This window comes from Streptomyces sp. NPDC054834 (assembly GCF_053611185.1).
Window position 1 is genome coordinate 54,189 of the sequence record NZ_JBSGZV010000009.1, and the last position, 17,910, is coordinate 72,098.

Consider the following 17,910-nt stretch of genomic DNA (forward strand, 5'->3'; position numbering starts at 1 on the left):
GCTCAGGGGGACCTGGACAGAAAATGGAGCGGTCCGAAAAATCTGGGTTGAGGTCCGTTCGCGAGGCTCGGAGAGGGGCTGTCATGGTGGAGACGCTGGGGGTCGCCGTCGTCGGGTTCGGCTGGATGGGCCGGGTGCACACCCAGGCATACGCCCGCCTCCCGCACCACTACCCGCAACTGCCCCTGCGGACGGAGCTGGTGACGGTCGCCGAGGAAGTGCCCGGCCGCGCCGAGGAAGCCGCCGCCCAGTACGGGTTCGCCTCGGCCACCCGCGACTGGCGGGAGGTGGCCGCCGACCCCCGCGTGCAGGCGGTCAGCATCACCGCCCCCAACTTCCTGCACCGACAGATCGGCGTCGCGATGGCCGAGGCCGGCAAGCACATCTGGATCGAGAAACCGGTGGGCCTGACCGCCCACGACGCCCGCGCGGTCGCCGACGCGGCCGCCAAGGCGGGCGTGCACAGCACCGTCGGCTTCAACTACCGCAACGCGCCCGCCGTCGAGACCGCCCGCGACCTGATCACCTCCGGCCAGATCGGCACCGTCACCCACGCCCGCATCCGCCTCCTGAGCGACTACGCGGCCCACCCCGACGGCGCACTCACCTGGCGGTACGAGCGGGAGCGGGGCGGCAGCGGAGTCCTCGGCGACCTCGCCTCACACGGCATCGACCTCGCCCGGTACCTCCTCGGCGACATCGCGTCCCTCACCGCAGACACCGCAACCTTCATCCCCGAGCGGGCCCGCCCCACCGGCGCCACCGCCGGCCACACCCGGGCCACCGGCGGCGAACCCGGCCCCGTCGAGAACGAGGACTACGTCAACTGCCTGCTCCGCTTCACCTCCGGCGCCCGCGGCACCCTCGAAGCCTGCCGCGTCTCCGTCGGCGAGCAGAACAACTACGGCTTCGAAGTCCACGGCACCCAGGGAGCGGTGCACTGGGACTTCCGCCGCATGGGCGAACTCGGTGTCAGCCGCGGCACGCAATACCAGGACCAGCCCGTCAGCACCCTCTACGTCGGCCCCGGCGACGGCGACTTCCGCGCGTTCCAGCCCGGCGCGGCCAACGCCATGGGCTACGACGACCTGAAGGTCATCGAGGCGCACCGCTTCCTGCGCTCGATCGCCGAGGACAAGCCGTACGGCGCGACGCTCACGGACGCCGTGCGCGGCGCGGAGGCGCTGGACGCCATGGTGCGGTCGGCTCAGAGCGGCTCCTGGGTGGAGGTGGCCGGTTCCTGACCGTCCGGGTCGGCGGTGAGGCGGCCGACACCGGCGACCAGCGCCTCGATCACCGGCGGCGGGGGTTCGTCGGGGACGCCGTCCTGTCTGGCCGGGCCGCTGGTGCGGGCCAGGAGCGGCAGTTCCACCTGGACCCCTGCCCGGCGGGTGAGGTTGACCGGGTTCCTGGGATGCAGTCCGCGCAGGGCGGCCGGTATCTCCGGGACGTGCGTGACGACCCGGAACCCGGGGGCCAGGGCACTCAGTTCCCGGGCGAGGACGAGCGCCGCGTCCCGGTTGCCGCCGCCCAGGAAGACGGTGCGGGGAGCCTCGGGGCGCATGTGGCCGTGCAGGGAGACCGTGAGGGAGACCCGGGACAGGAACGCGCGCAGGAGCGCGCAGTGCTCCACGGCCATGCGCGGGGACGGGATGTGCACGGGCCGCCGGGTCTCCGGCTGGGTGAAGACCAGACTGGTGGCGCCGCAGCGGCGGGCCACGATGCGCGCGAGTTCGGCCGTGCCGCCCTCGTTGCTGCCGTGCAGGGCCAGCAGTCCTATGTCGCCGCCCCGCACGAGGGTCGCGACCAGGGGGACGCCCTCGATCTCCAGGTGTTCGGTCTGCTCGGCGCGCGTCACTCCGCCTCCTTCAACTCGCTGTCTGCACGGGCATGTTGTACGGCGTGACGACCTGGATCGCCGACGGCAGGGTCGGCCCCGCCGGGGGCAGGGCGCCGTGGGCGCGCATCACCAGGTGGCAGGCCTCGCGCAGGTCGTGGCGCAGGTCGTGGTGCAGCACGGCGGACAGGCGGTGCTCGCGCAGCAGACGGGTGTTGTCCTGGTCGAGGTCGTGCGCGACGAACACGGCGCACGGGCGGCCGAGGTCCGCGAAGGCCCGCAGCGTGGCGATGTTGCCGCCGCCGATCGAGTACACCGCGCGGATCTCCGGGTCCCGTTCCAGGGCGGCCCGCACCAGGTCGTACTGGGTGGCGTCCAGCCCCTGCCCCTCGGCGATCTCCACCAGCGCGCGCTCGGGGTACCGGGCCCGCATGGCGCTGCGGAAGCCCATCTCCCGCTCCTCCTCGTTGCGGAAGAACCCGCTGCTGAGGCTGGTGAGGACGTTGCCGGGCCGGTCGCCGAGCCACTGGCCCATCAGGTAGGCGGCGGTGGACCCGGCCGCCCGGTTGTCGATGCCGACGTAGCCGAGCCGGCCGGTGGCGGGCAGGTCGGTGACCAGGGTGACGACCGGGATCCCGGCCGCGGCCAGCCGTCCGACGGCGGCGCTGACCTCGGGGACGTCGGGGGCCTTGAGGATCACGCCCTGCGAGCCGCGCCGCGCGATCCGGTCCAGGGTGCCGGCCAGTTCCCGCACCGGCCCGGTCTCCCGGAAGTGGAAGCGGGAGCGGAGCACCGCCGGGTGCAGTGCCGGCAGTTCGGCCTCCAGAGCGGCGCGCACGGCCGTGCTGAAGCGCTCGGGTGACTGCATCACGATGTCGACCATGAAGGTCCTGCCGACCAGCCGGACCTGGGTGCGCTGCCGGTCCAGGTCCGCGATGGCCCGGTGCACCTCCTGCGCGGTGCTCTGCCGCACACCTCCCCTGCCGTTCAGCACACGGTCCACTGTGGCCTCGCTGAGACCGGCCTGACGTGCGATCTCACGTATCGGGAAGGGATGGCCCATGACGGGGACTCCTCGGCGCCTTGAGGGGTTTTTGATGGCCTCGTGCTGGTTGTTCGAGGGGTTTGTACTGACAAGAATGACAGAGCCGCGTCGCTCCCGGAGCCAGCTCGCTCCCGTGACCGAAAGGCCGACTCGCTCCGTCGACCGAAGGAAGGACACCGATGTCCCTCGCCTCCGCAACAGGCCCCATCTGGCTGTCCGAGCAGGACTGCGATCTCGACGCCTTCCGCGCACTCGTCGAGCGGACCACCGACCCAGCCGACTACCCGCACGCCTCGAAGGTGGAGCGGAACGTCCTCGTCTACGACAGCGAGCGGCTGCGGACGGCCGGGGACCGCCACGCCGTCCAGGCCGAGCTGGTCCGCGCGCTCACCGACGGCCCCGGAATCATGGTCTTCGAGGGCGCCTTCCCGGATCCGGCCGTCGTCGACCGGGCCACGGCCGTGTTCGACGCGCTGATCGCCGAACAGCGGGCCTCGGGCGCGAGCGCCGGGGACCACTTCGCCCGGCCGGGCGCCAACGACCGGGTGTGGAACGCGCTGGAGAAGGCGGCGCTGTACGACCCCGGGGCGTTCGCCGACTACTACGCCAACGACATCCTGGCCCTGGTGTCGAGAGCCTGGCTGGGCCCCGGCTACCAGGTCACCTCCCAGGTCAACGTGGTCAACCCCGGCGGCGCCGCCCAGACCGTGCACCGCGACTACCACCTGGGCTTCCTCACGGCCGAGGCCGCCGCCGCGTACCCGGCGCACGTGCACCGCCTCTCCCCGGTGCTCACCCTTCAGGGCGCCGTCGCCCACTGCGACATGCCGGTCGAGTCCGGGCCTACGCTGTACCTGCCCTACTCGCAGCAGTACGAGCCCGGCTACCTGGCCTGGCGGCTGCCCGGATTCCAGGCCTACTTCGAGACGCACCACGTCCAGCTGCCCCTGGCCAAGGGCGACGCGGCCTTCTTCAACCCGGCGCTCTTCCACGCGGCCGGCACGAACCGCACCTCGGACATCCGGCGCACGGCCAACCTCCTCCAGGTGTCCTCGGCCTTCGGACGCGCGATGGAGACCGTGGACCGGGAGGCGGTGGTGAACGCGCTGTATCCGGTGCTGCTGAAGCGGAAGGCGGAGGGCGTCGGCGCGGCCTGGCTGGAGCATGTCGTCGCGGCGAGCGCCGAGGGCTACCCCTTCCCCACCAACCTCGACAGCGACCCGCCGGTGGACGGCCTGGCCCCGCCCTCGCAGGCGGACCTCGTCCGGCGGGCGCTCAGTGAGGAATGGACGCCACAGGTGCTCCGCACGGAGCTGCGCGCCGGTACCGGGCGACGCGAGAGCTGAGGACACACATGGGACTTCTCGACGGCAAGGTCGTCCTGGTCAACGGGGGCAGCCAGGGGGTGGGCGCCGCGATCGCGCGGGCCGCGGTCCGCGAGGGGGCGGTCGTGGCCGTCACCGGGCGGCGCCCCGAGCCGGGCGAGGCCCTGGTGGCCGAACTGGCGGCGGCCGGTGCCAAGGCCCTGTACGTACGTGCCGACCTCGCGGACGCCGAGCAGGCCAAGGCCGCCGTGGCGGAGGTCGTCGACGCCTGCGGCCGGGTGGACTGCCTGGTCAACTCGGCGGGCCTGACCTCCCGGGGCACCCTGCTGGACACCACGCCCGAGCTGTTCGACCAGCACATCGCGATCAACCTCAAGGGACCGTTCTTCGCCATGCAGGCGGCCGTCGCCGACATGGTGGCCCGCAAGGCGCCCGGCACGATCGTCAACATCATCACCTCCTCGGCGCACGGCGGGCAGCCCTTCCTCGCGCCGTATGTCGCCGCCAAGGCCGGCCTGGCCGGCCTGACCCGTAACGCGGCGCACGCCCACCGCTGGGACCGGATCCGGATCAACGGCCTGAACATCGGCTGGACCGCCACCGAGGGCGAGGACGCGACGCAGCGGGCCTTCCACGGCGCCGGGGACGACTGGCGGGAACAGGCCGCGGCCCGGCTGCCGATGGGCAGGCTCGGCCGGCCGGACGAGATCGCCGACTTCGTGGTCCTCCTGCTGTCCGACCGGTCCGGCGTGGTCACCGGTTCGGTGATCGACTGGGACCAGAACGTACTGGGCGGTCTCGACTAGCCCCCTCCGCACCAACGCACTTTAGGAGCTGCACCGGCATGCGTATTGGAATCCTCGGCCTCGGCCGCATCGGCGCCTTCCACGCCGAGACCCTCTCCGGGCTCGACGTCGTCGAGTCCCTCGTCGTCGCCGACCCGTTCGCGGACGCGGCCAAGGCCGCCGCCGAGCGGTTCGGGGCCGAGGTCGCGGATTCGTCCGAGGCGGTCCTGGCCGCCGGGGTGGACGCTCTCGTGGTGGCCGCGGCCACCGACGCCCACCCCGCCCTGATCGTGGCCGGCGTAGAGGCCGGTGTTCCCGTCTTCTGCGAGAAGCCCGTCGCCCGCACCATGCGGGAGGGCGTCGAGGTCCTCAAGGCCGTCGAGGGCAGCGATGTACCGGTCCAGATCGGCTACAACCGCCGCTTCGACGCCGGCTTCGTGGCCGCGCGGGCCGCCGTACAGGCCGGTGAGCTGGGCAAGCTGCACACGGTCCGCTCGACGACGCTGGATCCGGCCCCACCCCCGGCCGCGTACATCGCCGCCTCCGGCGGTATCTTCCGCGACTGTTCCGTGCACGACTTCGACATCATCCGCTGGGTGACCGGCCGCGAGGTGACCGAGGTGTACGCGGTCGGCGGCAACCGGGGCGCCGACCACATCAAGGAGGCGGGCGACGCCGACACCACCGGCGCGCTCCTCACCCTCGACGACGGCACGATCGCGGTGATCTCCAACAGCCGTCACAACGCCCGCGGTTACGACGTCCGGATGGAGCTGCACGGCTTCACGGACTCCATCGCCGTCGGTCTGGACGACAAGCTCCCGCTGCGCTCCGTCGAGCCCGGCGTGACCTTCCCCTCCGGCACCCCGCACGACTTCTTCATGGACCGCTTCACCGACGCCTACCGCGCCGAACTCACCGCGTTCACCGAGGTCGTCGCCGGCACCCGCCCCTCCCCCTGCACGATCGCGGACGCCCTGGAGGCCGGCTGGATCGCGGAGGCCTGCACCCTGTCGCTGCACGAGCACCGGCCGGTGACCATCGCGGAGGTCCGCGGCACCTGAGCGGCCCTCACAGGCAGTAACGCACCAGCCACTCGTTCGGATCGTAGGCGTCGCGCGCCGGGTCCGGCCGGGTGGCCGGCCGTTCCTCCACCGTGTCCGCCAGCCGCACCGGCTCCGGCAGCGTCCCGAACCGGGACCGGCGCGCGGCGGCCTCGGTGGTGTCCTGTGTGCCCTGTGTGCCCTCGTCCTTCGATTCGCCGTTCATCCGGTCCTCCCCGTCACGGTGGCCACACCCCGTCACCCTCTTGAACGTTCTCACCGCGCCGCCGGTTCCGCGGGCAGGTCGAAGACGTGGTCCGGGGAGACGATCTTGGTGATGGCGTCTCCGAAGAGGGTGCTGGGCTCGGTCCCCTGGTGGTCGATGTCGGTGTTCAGCAGCACGACGAGGGTCGCCCGGGCCGATGGGAGGTAGATGGTGAGGGACTCGTAGCCGGGCAGGGAGCCGTTGTGGCCGATCCAGCCCTGGACGTCGAAGACCCCCAGGCCGTATCCGGCGCCCGGGATGGGGGTCGGGGGTGTGGTGAGCCGCTGCTTCTGGGTGGCGGGGCTGATCAGGGTGCGGCCGTCGGGCAGTTGTCCCGTGGCGACCGTGCGCGCCCAGATCCGCAGGTCGTCCAGGTCGGAGATCATCGCGCCGGCCGCCCAGCCCCAGGACGGGTTCCAGTCCGCCGAGTCCTCGACCCTGCCGGTCGCGGTCTGGTTCGTGTACCCCTGCGCGTGCGGTGCCGGGAACTCGTCGCCGGCGGGGAAGAGGGTGTGGTCGAGGCCGGCGGGGCCCAGGACGTTCCGGTGGATGTAGTCCGCGAGCGACCGGCCGCTCAGCCGCTCGACGACCAGGCCGAGCAGGATCAGGTTGGTGTTGCTGTAGTCGAACTTCGCCCCCGGCGGGAACAGCACGGGATGCCTGAAGGCGTAGTCGAGCAGCTGCCGCGGGGTGAACGGCCGTCGCGGATCCGAGGTCAGCGCCTTGAAGAAGTCGTCGTCCTCGGAGTAGTTGAACAGTCCGCTGCGCATGCCGGCCAGCTCGCGCAGGGTGATCCGGTCACCGTTCGGCACCCCGTCGACGTACTTGTCGATCGTGTCGTCCAGCCCCACCCTGCCCTGGTCGACCAGTTTCAGCAGCGCCGTCACGGTGAACGTCTTGGTCTCGCTGCCGATCCGCATGTACAGGTCGGAGGACATCCGCCGGCCGGTCGCCTTGTCGGCGACGCCGAAGGACCTCACGTACCGGCCCTTGTCGGGTGTCCACAGTCCGACGGTGACCCCGGGGACGTTCGCCTCGCGCATCACGCCCTGCACGGCCGCGTCGAGCTGACGCTGCACGGCGGGCGTGAGCTCGCGGACCTCGTCACCCGGGACGGAGGGCGACGGCGGTGCCGGGGCGGTGGAGGCGGCCGACGGCGGCGGCACGGCGGCGGCCCAGCCCACGGCCGGCGTCACCAGCGCCCCCACCGCGGCGGCGGTGACCGCCCCCCTGCGCAGTCGTGCTGCCCTGTGCGACATGGGCGTGCTCCCGACGTCGGCTGCCCCCCAGGAGTCGTCATTCCACGATAGGAGCGCCCGCGCGCCGCCGCCTGTCGGCGGTGACGCGCGGGCGTCGCGGGACCCGGACGGTGCGGGCACCGGCCGGGGCCCCCGGTGTCAGGCCCCGCAGGAGCGCAGGAACTGCCGGGTGCGCACCGCGATGGGCAGCGGCTTGTCCGGCTCGCACGGGTACATGTCCTGCTCGACGATGGCGAACAGTTCCACGCCGAGCCGCTGCGCCGCGGCCAGCACGGGCTCCAACTCGGGCACCCCGGCGGGCGGTTCGCACATCACCCCGCGCTGGACCGCCGGGCCGAACGGCACCTCGTTCTTGACGACGTCGGCCAGGATGTCCGGGTCGACCTGCTTGAGGTGCAGATAGCCGATGCGCTCGCCGTAGGTCTCGATCAGCTTGACGCTGTCGCCGCCGCAGTAGGCGTAGTGACCGGTGTCCAGGCAGAGGTTGACCAGTTCGGAGTCGGTGGAGTCGAGGAACCGCTCGACATGGTCCTCGGTGTCGATGTGCGTGTCGGCGTGCGGGTGGACGACGAGGTCGAGGCCGTAGACCTCCTGAACCTCGTGACCGAGCCGCTCCATGCCCTTGGTGAGATGGGCCCACTGCTCGGCCGTCAGCTCCGGCGGCTCGAGGATCTCGGCGGTCTTGTCGTCCCGCCAGAAGGAGGGGATGACGACGAGGTGCTTCGCCCCCATGTCGCGGGTGAGCGCGGCGACCTGGCTGACGTGCTCCCAGGTGGCCTCCCAGACGGACGGGCCACGGTGCATGCCGGTGAAGACCGTGCCCGCCGACACCTTCAGGTTCCGCTGCTGCAACTCGTCGGTGAGACGGGCCGGGTCGGTGGGCAGATAGCCGTACGGGCCCAGCTCGATCCAGGAGTAGCCGGCCTCGGCGACCTCGTCCAGGAAGCGCCGCCAGGGCACCTGTCGCGGATCGTCGGGGAACCAGACGCCCCAGGAATCGGGGGCCGAGCCCACCCGGATGCGGTCGAGGGCGTCGGCCATGGTCAGGAGGTCCCTTCCGGAGAGGTCGCCACGGGCGCGGTGAGGTCTTCCTCCTCGGGGAGTTCTTCGACGTCGACGCCGCGGACCTGGGCCAGTTCGTGTTTGAGGGCGGCGAGTTCGGTGCCGCCGGCCATGTGGTTGGTCAGTTCCTCCAGGCTGACTTCGCTGCGGTGGGCGGACAGTTCCAGGGTGCCCAGGCGCAGGACGCTGAAGTGGTCGCCGACCATGTAGGCGTGGTGGGGGTTGTGGGTGATGAAGATGACGCCGAGGCCACGGTCGCGGGCGGCGGCGATGTACTTGAGGACCACGCCGGACTGTTTGACGCCGAGGGCGGCGGTGGGTTCGTCGAGGATGAGGACGCGGGCGCCGAAGTAGACGGCGCGGGCGATGGCGACGCACTGGCGCTGGCCGCCGGAGAGGGTGCCGATGGGCTGTTCGAGGTCGTCGAGGATGATGCCCATGTTGCGCAGTTCCTCGTCGGCCGTGGCCTTCATGCGGGCGATGTCGAGGCGGCGCACGGGCCAGGGACCCTTGGTCATCTCGGAGCCGAGGAAGAAGTTGCGCCACACCGGCATCAGCGGGACGGTGGCGAGGTCCTGGTAGACGGTGGCGATGCCGCGGTCGAGGGCCTCGCGCGGGGTGGAGAAGCGTACGGGGGTGCCGTCGACGAGGAAGTCGCCCTCGGTGTGCTGGTGCAACCCCGAGATGATCTTGATGAGGGTGGACTTCCCCGCACCGTTGTCACCGAGGACGCAGGTCACCCGGCTGGGGTGGACCTTGAGGTCGACGCCGTGCAGGGCGCGGATGTTGCCGTACGACTTTCCCGCGTTGCGCAGTTCGACGATCGCCCCGTCCTCGGGAGGCACCGTGTCCTCCAGGACGGCACCGTGGGTTCCGGTTCCGTTGGTCGTCATCGGGTCACCTCCTGGTCGCGGTGCGCTGGACCCACAGATTGATCAGCACGGCGCCGAGCAGCATCACGCCGAGGAACGCCTTGAACCAGTCGGGGTTCCAGCCGGCGTAGACGATGCCCTGGTTCACCATGCCGAACATGAAGGCACCGAAGACCGGACCGATCGCGGAGCCGTAGCCGCCGGTCAGCAGACAGCCGCCGATCACCGCAGCGGCGATGTAGATCAGCTCCTGGCCGACGCCCTCGCCGGACTGCACCGTATTGAAGGAGAACAGCTGGTGCATGCCCACGAACCAGGCGCCGAAGCCCACGGTCATGAACAGCGTGATCTTGGTGAAGTTCACCGGGACGCCGACGGCCCGCGCACTGTCCTTGTTGCCGCCGACGGCGAAGATCCAGTTGCCGTACTTGGTGCGCAGCAGCACCCAGGTGGCGACGGCCGCGAAGACCAGCCACCACACCACGGTGATCTTCACCTGCACCCCGCCGACGTCGAACGAGGAGGCGAAGATCTTCTTCGCCTGGTCGAAGCCGTCCATGTCGCTGATGTCGTCGGTGGCCACGTTGCTGGTGATCAGCTTGGTGACCGCGAGGTTGACGCCCTGGAGGATCAGGAAGGTGCCCAGGGTGACCAGGAAGCTGGGCAGTCCGGTGCGGACCACCATCCAGCCGTTGAAGGCGCCGATGCCGAGCGAGACGAACAGCGCGACGATCACGCCCACCCACACGTTCATGGTCAGCTGGTAGCTGAGCATGCTCGCGGTCAGCGCCGAGGTGATCACGGCGACACCGGCCGACAGGTCGAACTCGCCGCCGATCATCAGCAGGGCCACCGGCAGCGCCATGATCCCGATGGTCGACGACTGGTAGAGGACCGTGGCCATCGAGCTGCCCTGACGGACCGTGGGCGCCGCGATCAGGAAGAAGACCAGGACGGCGACGGCGCCGAGGAAGACGCCCACTTCGGGGCGGGCCAGCAGCCGGAGCACCAGGGGCCGTTCGGCGGTGCGCCCGTCGGTCTTCCTGGGGCCGGCACCCGGCGGCGCGCCCACCGCCGGTTCAGCGTGCTGGGTCATGCTCATCACCGGGTGCCCTTCGCGGCGAACTCGGCGATGGTGTCGACGTTGGACTTGTCGACGAAGGCCGGTCCGGTCAGCACCGGCTGCTCGCCACCGCCGCTGTAGTTGCCATTGTTCTTGTAGAGCCAGAGGGAGTCGACCGCCAGGTAGCCCTGAAGGTAGGGCTGCTGGTCCACGGCGAACTGGATGGTGCCCTTCTTGATGGCGTTGGTCAGGTCCTTGTTCAGGTCGAAGGTGGCGACCTTGGCCTTGCTGCCCGCCTCGCCCACCGACTGCACCGCGGTCAGCGCGTAGGGGGCGCCGAGGGCGACGACGTAGTCGATGGCCGAGTCCTGCTTGAGCTTGGCGGTGATCGTCGACTGCACGGACGGCATGTCGGTGCCGTTCACGTACAGCGTCTCAGTCGTGCCGGAGAACGTCTTCTTCACACCGTCGCAGCGCTGGGTGAGGCCGACGTTGCCCTGCTCCTGGACCACGCAGACGGCCTTCTTGGCGCCCTCCTGGTTCAGCCGCTTGCCGAGCGCCTCGCCGGCGACGCTCTCGTCCTGCCCGAAGAACTCCATCAGGCCCAGCTTCTTCCAGTCGCTGACGCCGGAGTTGAGGCCGACCACGGGTATCTTCGCGGCCGTCGCCTTGCTGACGACGTCCTTCATGGCGTCGGGCTTGGCGAGGGTGACGGCGATGCCGTCGACCTTCTGGTCGATGGCGTTCTGCACCAGGCTGGCCTGGTTGCCCGCGTTCGGGTCGTGGGAGTAGACGAGCTTGATGTTGTCCTTGGCGGCGGCGGCCTCGGCGCCCTTGCGGACGATGTCCCAGAAGGTGTCGCCGGGCGCCTGGTGGGTGACGAGGGCGACCGTCATGCGGGGGGTCGTGGCCTTGCCCGCGGACGCGTTCGTCCCCCCTTCCTCGGCCTTCTTCCCTCCCGAACTGCTGGAGCAGCCTGCGAGGGTCAGTGCTGCCGCGGCTGCCACGGCCACGACGGGGGCCAGTCTGCGGGAGCGGGAGAGAGAAGAGCGGTCCATTTGTCCTGCACCTCACTGTGCGACGGGGGAAAGGACGCTGTTGCGCTGGGACGCGATCCAAGTCCCTGCCACGCCTGCTGTCAATACTTTGTTAAGACATCATTTCAGAAGCAGGTCAGAATGTAAGTACAAATCATTGACAGTGCCGCCGTCCGCACCTACACCTGAGAGGCATGAGCCACTCGAGTCAGTCAACCCGCCGCCTGACCGTCGCGCAGGCGCTGGTGCGGTTCCTCTCCGTCCAGTACACCGAACGCGACGGCGTCCGGCACCGGCTGATCGCCGGCACCTGGGGGATCTTCGGCCACGGCAACGTCGCCGGAATCGGGCAGGCCCTCCTGGAACACCCCGGCCTGATGCCCTTCCACCAGGGTCGCAACGAGCAGGCCATGGTGCACGCGGCCGTCGGACACGCCCGGCACCTCGACCGGCTGTCCGCGCAGGCGGTGACGACGTCCATCGGCCCGGGCGCGACCAACCTGGTCACGGGCGCGGCCCTGGCCACGATCAACCGCCTGCCCGTGCTGCTCCTGCCGGGCGACGGCTTCGCCACGCGCCCCGCCGATCCCCTGCTCCAGCAGCTGGAGCACCCGACCGAGGCCGACGTGTCCGTGAACGACACCCTGCGCCCGGTCTGCCGTTACTTCGACCGCGTCACCCGCCCGGCGGCCCTGATCCCGTCCGCGCTGAACGCCATGCGCGTGCTGGCGGACCCGGCGGAGACCGGCGCCGTCACGCTCGCGCTGCCGCAGGACGTACAGGCGGAGGCCTTCGACTGGCCGGAGGAGTTCTTCGCCGAGCGCGTCTGGCACGTACGCCGGCCCGCCCCGGACCCGGCCGAACTCGCCGCCGCCGTATGGGCCGTCCGCGCCGCCGAGCGGCCGCTGATCGTCGCGGGCGGCGGAGTCCACCACAGCCGCGCCGAGGAGGCGCTCAGGGCGCTGGTGGACGCCACCGGCATCCCGGTCGCCTCGACACAGGCGGGCAAGGGCTCCCTCAGGTACGACCATCCCGCCGACGTGGGCGGCATCGGCCACACCGGCACGGCGGTCGCCGACGACCTCGCCCGTACCGCCGACCTGGTCATCGGGGTCGGCACCCGGTACACCGACTTCACCACCGCCTCCGGCACGCTGTTCCAGAACCCGGGCGTCCGCTTCCTGGGCGTCAACATCACCGGTTTCGACGCCCACAAGCTGGCCGCCCGGACCGTGGTGGCCGACGCCCGGGCCGCCCTGGAGGCGCTCGGCGGGGAGCTGACCGGGTTCCGGGTGGACCCGGCGTACGAGGCGGAGTACCGCGCGGGCAAGGAGCGCTGGGAGCGGGTCGTGACGGCCGCCTACCGGGCCGACGACGAGGACGCCGTACCGACCCAGACACAGGTGCTGGGCGCCCTGGACGCGGTGGCCGGCGACGAGGACGTGGTGATCAACGCGGCGGGCTCGCTCCCCGGCGACCTGCACAAGCTGTGGCGGGCCCGCAGCCCGCGCCAGTACCACCTGGAGTACGGCTACTCGTGCATGGGCTACGAGATCCCTGCGGGCATCGGCGTCCAGCAGGCGGCCCCGGACGCCGTGGTCTGGTCGCTGGTCGGGGACGGCACGTATCTGATGATGCCGACCGAGATCGTCACCGCCGTCCAGGAACGGCTGCCCGTCAAGCTGGTGCTGATCCAGAACCACGGGTACGCCTCCATCGGCGGCCTGTCCGAGTCGGTGGGCGGCGAGCGGTTCGGCACCGCCTACCGCCACCGGGGCGCCGACGGGACCTTCACGGGCGCCCCGCTGCCCGTGGACCTGGCCGCCAACGCGGCCAGCCTCGGCATGGACGTGCTGCGCGCCAAAACGGTCCGGGAGCTGCGTGAGGCGCTCGCCACGGCCCGCGCCGCCGACCGGCCGACCTGTGTGTACGTCGAGACAGACCTCGACGATCCCGCCCCCACCGCTCCCCCGGCCGAGGCCTGGTGGGACGTACCCGTCGCCGAGGCGGCCTCGCGCGAGGCCGCCGTACGGGCCCGCGAGGACTACGACCGGCAGGTCGCGGCCCGCCGCCGGCACCTCTGAACTTCCCCCCGCCCCAAGGAGTGTCCCGATGCCGAGGACCGGTGCCCGCACCCGCCCCGTGACTGTTTCCGCGCTCGACTCCCTCGACTTCACCCTGGACCGCACCAGTCCGGTCCCGCTGTACTACCAGCTCGCCCAGCAGCTGGAGGCGGCGATCGAACACGGGATCCTGGCTCCCGGCAATCTGCTGGGCAACGAGATCGACCTGTCCGTACGCCTGGGCCTGTCCCGGCCGACGGTGCGGCAGGCGATCCAGTCCCTGGTGGACAAGGGGCTGCTGGTACGCCGCCGGGGCGTCGGCACGCAGGTCGTGCACAGCCAGGTCAAGCGGCCCCTGGAGCTCAGCAGCCTCTACGACGACCTGGAGTCGGCCGGGCAGGGCCCGACGACGCGGGTGCTGCGCCACGAGCGCGTCCCGGCGGCCACCGACGTGGCCGCCGCGCTCGGCATGGCAAAGGGCGGCGAGGTCGCGGTCCTGGAGCGGCTGCGCTTCACCCACGGCCGGCCCGTGGCGTTCCTGTGCAACTACCTGCCCGCCGCCCTGCTCGAACTCGACGAGGCCCGGCTGGAGTCGACCGGTCTGTACCGGATGATGCGCTCCGCCGGGATCACCCTGCACAGCGCCCGGCAGACCGTCGGCGCCCGCTCGGCCACCGCCGAGGAGGCCGCCCGCCTCGACGAGGAGGAGGGCTCCGCCCTGCTCACGATGCAGCGCACGGCGTACGACGACGCGGGCCGCCCGGTCGAGTACGGGACCCACATCTACCGGGCGTCCCGGTACGCCTTCGACTTCCAGCTGCTGGTCAGACCGTGACTGTCACTTTGTGAACGAACTCGCTGGTGGCCGTGTCGATTACGTTTCGGGCAAGAGACGCATGAGACGGACGGAAGGTATTGACGCATGAGCGGACATGCGGCTGTTATTACGCCCACGATGTTCGGTCGAGTTGGTTTCTGATCGGTTTCGAGGACCTTTCGGAGGCCGGCTCCCCCTTGTCCGAACCCTGCCTTTCAGGAGCCGCCATGCGCCTCTCGCCCTCCGGCCTGTCCGTCCCGGGCCCCAGCCGCCGTTCCCTGCTCCGCGGAGCGGGCGGGGCCGCCCTCGTCGCCGGCGCCGGCATACCCCTGCTGTCCGCCTGCGGCGGCAGCGGCTCGTCCTCCGACCCGAAGACCGTCAGCCTGGGCTCCAACTCCTCGGACGCGGTGCCGAAGAAGGCGTTCGCCGAGATCTACGCGGCCTTCACGAAGAAGTCCGGCATCAAGGTCGACGTGAACACGAAGGACCACAACACCTTCCAGGAGCAGATCAACTCCTACCTCCAGGGCACGCCGGACGACGTGTTCACCTGGTTCGCCGGCTACCGCATGCAGTTCTTCGCGGCCAAGAAGCTGGCCTCGCCGATCGACGACGTGTGGGCGAAGATCGGGGACAACTTTCCCGACGCGATGAAGCAGCTCAGCAAGGGCGAGGACGGCAAGTACTACTTCGTGCCGCTGTACACCTACCCGTGGGGGCTCTTCTACCGCAAGAGCGTGTTCAAGCAGCACGGCTACGAGATCCCCACCACCTGGGACAAGCTCGTCGCCCTGTGCAAGCAGATGAAGAAGGACGGCCTGGTCCCGATCGCCTTCGGCGACAAGGACGCCTGGCCGGCGATGGGCACCTTCGACCAGATCAACTTCCGCCTCAACGGCTACGACTTCCACAAGTCCCTGATGGCGGGCAAGGAGTCGTGGACCGACGCCAAGGTCAAGGCGGTCTTCGACCACTGGGCCGAGCTCCTGCCCTACCACCAGGACGGCTTCATGGGCCGCACCTGGCAGGACGCCGCCCAGACGCTGGTGTCGAAGAAGGCCGGCATGTACCTCCTGGGCTCGTTCGTGGCACAGCAGTTCACCAACAAGGCCGACGTCGAGGACCTCGACTTCTTCGCCTTCCCGGAGATCAACTCCGCGTACGGCCAGGACACCGTCGAGGCGCCCACCGACGGCTTCATGGTCAGCAAGTCCCCGAAGAACCACGCGGGCGTGGTGAAGCTGATGGAGTTCCTGGGCACCCCGGAGGCCGAGGCGGTCTACCTCAAGGCCGACTCCAGCGTGGTGGCCGCCTCCAGCAAGGCCGACACCTCCTCGTACACCGCGCTCCAGAAGAAGGCGTACACGATGATCAGTGAGGCCAAGAGCCTCACCCAGTTCATGGACCGCGACTCCCGGCCGGACTTCACCTCCACGGTGATGCAGCCCGGGCTCCAGAAGTTCCTCCAGAACCCCAAGGGCGTCGACAGCCTGCTGTCCTCGATCGAGCGCCAGAAGAAGACGATTTTCGCCTCCGCATGAGCACCGACATCACCCCGAAGAGCCCGGAGGCGGCAGCCGTGCCGCCTCCGGGCCCCGCGCCTGCCAAGAAGCGGGTCCCGCAGGGCCACAAGCGCCTGCTGACCCGCCGTGACCGCATCACGCTCGCCTTCATGGCGGGCGTGCCGACCGCTTTGCACGTGGCCCTCGTCTGGGTCACCGCCCTCGCCTCGATCGCGCTGGCCTTCACCTCCTGGGACGGCATCGGCTTCGACTCGATCAAGTGGGTGGGCCTGGACAACTTCAAGCAGTTGTTCACGGACAACCCGCAGTTCTGGCCCGCCGTCCAGCACAACATCATCTGGTTCGTCGTACTCATCCTGATCCCGACGCCGATGGGTCTCTTCCTGGCCGTCCAGCTGGACAAGAAGATCCGGTTCAGCCGCGTCTACCAGACCGCGTTCTTCCTGCCGGTCGTGGTGTCGCTGGCCGTCACCGGGTTCGTCTGGCAGCTCGTCTACAACCCCGACACGGGCCTGATCAACAGCCTCATCGGGGCCAACAAGCCCGGCCACTACATCGACTGGATCGGCGACCCGCACCTCAACCTGTGGGCCGTCCTGGTCGCCGCCTCCTGGCGGCACACCGGCTACATGATGATCCTCTACCTGGCCGGTCTCAAGGGCGTCGACCCGTCGCTGCGCGAGGCCTCCTCGCTGGACGGCGCGAACGAGTGGCAGACGTTCAAGAACGTCATCTTCCCGACCCTGCGCCCGACCAACACGGTCGTCCTGGTCGTCACCATCATCGAGGCGCTACGCGCCTTCGACCTGGTGTTCGTCTTCAACAAGGGCGCCCAGGGCACCGAGTTGCTGTCGATCCTGATCACCAACAACATCATCGGCGAGTCCAGCCGGATCGGATACGGGTCGGCGATCGCCGTCGTCCTGCTGGTCATCTCCCTCGCGGTCATCATCCCGTATCTGATCGCGACCTTCCGGAAGGAGCGGCGCGCATGAGCACCCCCACCGCCGCGCTCGGCCGGCAGCGCACCCCGGTCCGCCCGGCCCGGGTCCTGCTGCACGTGTTCCTCGTCGTCACCTCGCTGGCCTGGCTCGCCCCGCTGCTGTGGGCGGTCTTCGCGGCCCTGCGCCCGTACTCGGAGACCAGCACCAAGGGCTACGTCTCCTGGCCGGACAAGCTGAGCTTCGACAACTTCACGAACGCGTTCGAGCAGTCCGACATGATGCACTACTTCGGCAACACGCTGGTCATCGCGGTCCCGGCCGTGCTGGTGACGCTGCTGCTGTCGTCGATGGTCGCCTTCTACGTCAGCCGCTTCGACTTCCGGCTCAACATCTTCCTGCTGCTGGTGTTCACGGCCGGCAACCTGCTGCCGCAGCAGGTCATCATCACCCCGCTGTACCGCATGTACCTGCTCATCGACCTGCCCGGTATCACGATGAGCGGCAAGCTGTACGACTCCGCGCTCGGCCTGGTGCTGATCCACGTGGCGTTCCAGTCCGGCTTCTGCGCGTTCGTGCTGAGCAACTACATGCGCATGCTGCCGCACGAGCTCACCGAGGCCGCCCTCGTCGACGGCGCGTCGGTGTGGCGGATGTACTGGCAGATCGTGCTGCCGCTGTGCAAGCCCGCGATGGCCGCCCTGGCGACGTTGTTGTCCATCTGGATCTACAACGACTTCTTCTGGGCCATCGTGCTGATCTCGACCGGCGAGAACATGCCGATCACCTCGGCGCTGAACAACCTCTCCGGGCAGTACTTCACCGATCCCAACCTGGTCGCCGCCGGCGCCCTGCTCACCGCGATCCCGACGCTGATCGTGTACTTCGCGCTGCAACGGCAGTTCGTGAGCGGTCTGACGCTGGGTGCGAACAAGGGCTGAGGCCCCTTCGCCGAGGCCCCTTCTTCCGTGAA

17 protein-coding genes are annotated in these 17,910 nt (G+C 70.1%); 9 read left to right on the top strand and 8 right to left on the bottom strand.

The annotated features are described in order from the left end of the window. The first annotated feature begins 83 nt into the window (after window positions 1–83). A complete protein-coding gene (locus ACWGJM_RS14795) occupies window positions 84–1,244 on the top strand; it encodes a Gfo/Idh/MocA family protein (RefSeq protein WP_453412055.1) in 1,161 nt (386 codons plus the stop codon). Here the strand turns inward: ACWGJM_RS14795 and ACWGJM_RS14800 are convergent. After that, a complete protein-coding gene (locus ACWGJM_RS14800) occupies window positions 1,208–1,858 on the bottom strand; it encodes a poly-gamma-glutamate hydrolase family protein (RefSeq protein WP_453412056.1) in 651 nt (216 codons plus the stop codon). The genes ACWGJM_RS14795 and ACWGJM_RS14800 overlap by 37 nt on opposite strands. A gap of 10 nt (window positions 1,859–1,868) precedes the next feature. Then, window positions 1,869–2,900 (bottom strand): LacI family DNA-binding transcriptional regulator, encoded by a 1,032-nt coding sequence (locus ACWGJM_RS14805; RefSeq protein ID WP_453412057.1) that lies wholly within the window; start codon window positions 2,898–2,900, stop codon window positions 1,869–1,871. A 161-nt stretch (window positions 2,901–3,061) separates the two neighbouring features. Here ACWGJM_RS14805 and ACWGJM_RS14810 point away from each other — a divergent pair, with 161 nt between their 5' ends. From ACWGJM_RS14810 to ACWGJM_RS14820, 3 genes are read left to right on the top strand one after another with little or no spacing between them, the layout of a single operon-like run. Next, window positions 3,062–4,228 (top strand): phytanoyl-CoA dioxygenase family protein, encoded by a 1,167-nt coding sequence (locus ACWGJM_RS14810; RefSeq protein ID WP_453412058.1) that lies wholly within the window; start codon window positions 3,062–3,064, stop codon window positions 4,226–4,228. A gap of 8 nt (window positions 4,229–4,236) precedes the next feature. Beyond that, complete coding sequence (locus ACWGJM_RS14815; RefSeq protein WP_453412059.1) at window positions 4,237–5,013, top strand: SDR family oxidoreductase; 777 nt, start codon at window positions 4,237–4,239, stop codon at window positions 5,011–5,013. Between the two features lie 38 nt (window positions 5,014–5,051). Further along, on the top strand, window positions 5,052–6,056 hold the full coding sequence (locus ACWGJM_RS14820; protein WP_453412060.1) for a Gfo/Idh/MocA family protein: 1,005 nt from the start codon (window positions 5,052–5,054) through the stop codon (window positions 6,054–6,056). Between the two features lie 7 nt (window positions 6,057–6,063). On the opposite strand, the gene ACWGJM_RS14825 is transcribed toward ACWGJM_RS14820, so the two are convergent. From ACWGJM_RS14825 to ACWGJM_RS14850, 6 genes are all read right to left on the bottom strand, one after another. Continuing rightward, window positions 6,064–6,261: a hypothetical protein gene (locus ACWGJM_RS14825; protein ID WP_453412061.1), complete on the bottom strand. Its 198-nt coding sequence runs from the start codon at window positions 6,259–6,261 to the stop codon at window positions 6,064–6,066. A 50-nt stretch (window positions 6,262–6,311) separates the two neighbouring features. Further along, on the bottom strand, window positions 6,312–7,559 hold the full coding sequence (locus ACWGJM_RS14830; protein ID WP_453412062.1) for a serine hydrolase domain-containing protein: 1,248 nt from the start codon (window positions 7,557–7,559) through the stop codon (window positions 6,312–6,314). A gap of 138 nt (window positions 7,560–7,697) precedes the next feature. After that, window positions 7,698–8,600 (bottom strand): sugar phosphate isomerase/epimerase family protein, encoded by a 903-nt coding sequence (locus ACWGJM_RS14835; protein WP_453412063.1) that lies wholly within the window; start codon window positions 8,598–8,600, stop codon window positions 7,698–7,700. A 2-nt stretch (window positions 8,601–8,602) separates the two neighbouring features. Beyond that, window positions 8,603–9,514: an ATP-binding cassette domain-containing protein gene (locus ACWGJM_RS14840; protein WP_453412064.1), complete on the bottom strand. Its 912-nt coding sequence runs from the start codon at window positions 9,512–9,514 to the stop codon at window positions 8,603–8,605. A 4-nt stretch (window positions 9,515–9,518) separates the two neighbouring features. Beyond that, entirely contained in the window at window positions 9,519–10,595 is a 1,077-nt protein-coding gene (locus tag ACWGJM_RS14845; protein WP_453412065.1) for an ABC transporter permease, read from the bottom strand. Further along, window positions 10,595–11,614 (bottom strand): sugar ABC transporter substrate-binding protein, encoded by a 1,020-nt coding sequence (locus ACWGJM_RS14850; protein WP_453412066.1) that lies wholly within the window; start codon window positions 11,612–11,614, stop codon window positions 10,595–10,597. Before ACWGJM_RS14850 ends, ACWGJM_RS14845 begins: the two co-directional genes overlap by 1 nt. A gap of 173 nt (window positions 11,615–11,787) precedes the next feature. On the opposite strand from ACWGJM_RS14850, the gene iolD reads away from it, so the two are divergent. The 5 genes from iolD to ACWGJM_RS14875 all read left to right on the top strand — a co-directional run bounded on the left by iolD (window position 11,788) and on the right by ACWGJM_RS14875 (window position 17,878). After that, complete coding sequence (gene iolD, locus ACWGJM_RS14855) at window positions 11,788–13,677, top strand: 3D-(3,5/4)-trihydroxycyclohexane-1,2-dione acylhydrolase (decyclizing) (RefSeq protein WP_453412067.1); 1,890 nt, start codon at window positions 11,788–11,790, stop codon at window positions 13,675–13,677. Between the two features lie 28 nt (window positions 13,678–13,705). Further along, window positions 13,706–14,491 carry a GntR family transcriptional regulator gene (locus ACWGJM_RS14860; RefSeq protein WP_453412068.1) on the top strand — a complete coding sequence of 262 codons (786 nt, stop codon included), beginning with the start codon at window positions 13,706–13,708 and terminating at the stop codon, window positions 14,489–14,491. A gap of 209 nt (window positions 14,492–14,700) precedes the next feature. Then, on the top strand, window positions 14,701–16,014 hold the full coding sequence (locus tag ACWGJM_RS14865) for an ABC transporter substrate-binding protein (protein WP_453412069.1): 1,314 nt from the start codon (window positions 14,701–14,703) through the stop codon (window positions 16,012–16,014). Continuing rightward, window positions 16,011–16,991 (top strand): carbohydrate ABC transporter permease, encoded by a 981-nt coding sequence (locus ACWGJM_RS14870; protein ID WP_453412070.1) that lies wholly within the window; start codon window positions 16,011–16,013, stop codon window positions 16,989–16,991. Before ACWGJM_RS14865 ends, ACWGJM_RS14870 begins: the two co-directional genes overlap by 4 nt. After that, entirely contained in the window at window positions 16,988–17,878 is an 891-nt protein-coding gene (locus ACWGJM_RS14875; RefSeq protein WP_453412071.1) for a carbohydrate ABC transporter permease, read from the top strand. Before ACWGJM_RS14870 ends, ACWGJM_RS14875 begins: the two co-directional genes overlap by 4 nt. The last annotated feature ends 32 nt before the right edge of the window (window positions 17,879–17,910 follow it).

Coding starts and splice junctions, on each gene's coding strand:
- ACWGJM_RS14795 (WP_453412055.1), top strand. CDS start 84: ATGGTGGAGACGCTGGGGGTCGCCGTCGTCGGGTTCGGCTGGATGGGC.
- ACWGJM_RS14805 (WP_453412057.1), bottom strand. CDS start 2,900: ATGGGCCATCCCTTCCCGATACGTGAGATCGCACGTCAGGCCGGTCTC.
- ACWGJM_RS14810 (WP_453412058.1), top strand. CDS start 3,062: ATGTCCCTCGCCTCCGCAACAGGCCCCATCTGGCTGTCCGAGCAGGAC.
- ACWGJM_RS14815 (WP_453412059.1), top strand. CDS start 4,237: ATGGGACTTCTCGACGGCAAGGTCGTCCTGGTCAACGGGGGCAGCCAG.
- ACWGJM_RS14820 (WP_453412060.1), top strand. CDS start 5,052: ATGCGTATTGGAATCCTCGGCCTCGGCCGCATCGGCGCCTTCCACGCC.
- ACWGJM_RS14825 (WP_453412061.1), bottom strand. CDS start 6,261: ATGAACGGCGAATCGAAGGACGAGGGCACACAGGGCACACAGGACACC.
- ACWGJM_RS14830 (WP_453412062.1), bottom strand. CDS start 7,559: ATGTCGCACAGGGCAGCACGACTGCGCAGGGGGGCGGTCACCGCCGCC.
- ACWGJM_RS14835 (WP_453412063.1), bottom strand. CDS start 8,600: ATGGCCGACGCCCTCGACCGCATCCGGGTGGGCTCGGCCCCCGATTCC.
- ACWGJM_RS14840 (WP_453412064.1), bottom strand. CDS start 9,514: ATGACGACCAACGGAACCGGAACCCACGGTGCCGTCCTGGAGGACACG.
- ACWGJM_RS14845 (WP_453412065.1), bottom strand. CDS start 10,595: ATGAGCATGACCCAGCACGCTGAACCGGCGGTGGGCGCGCCGCCGGGT.
- ACWGJM_RS14850 (WP_453412066.1), bottom strand. CDS start 11,614: ATGGACCGCTCTTCTCTCTCCCGCTCCCGCAGACTGGCCCCCGTCGTG.
- iolD (WP_453412067.1), top strand. CDS start 11,788: ATGAGCCACTCGAGTCAGTCAACCCGCCGCCTGACCGTCGCGCAGGCG.
- ACWGJM_RS14860 (WP_453412068.1), top strand. CDS start 13,706: ATGCCGAGGACCGGTGCCCGCACCCGCCCCGTGACTGTTTCCGCGCTC.
- ACWGJM_RS14865 (WP_453412069.1), top strand. CDS start 14,701: ATGCGCCTCTCGCCCTCCGGCCTGTCCGTCCCGGGCCCCAGCCGCCGT.
- ACWGJM_RS14870 (WP_453412070.1), top strand. CDS start 16,011: ATGAGCACCGACATCACCCCGAAGAGCCCGGAGGCGGCAGCCGTGCCG.
- ACWGJM_RS14875 (WP_453412071.1), top strand. CDS start 16,988: ATGAGCACCCCCACCGCCGCGCTCGGCCGGCAGCGCACCCCGGTCCGC.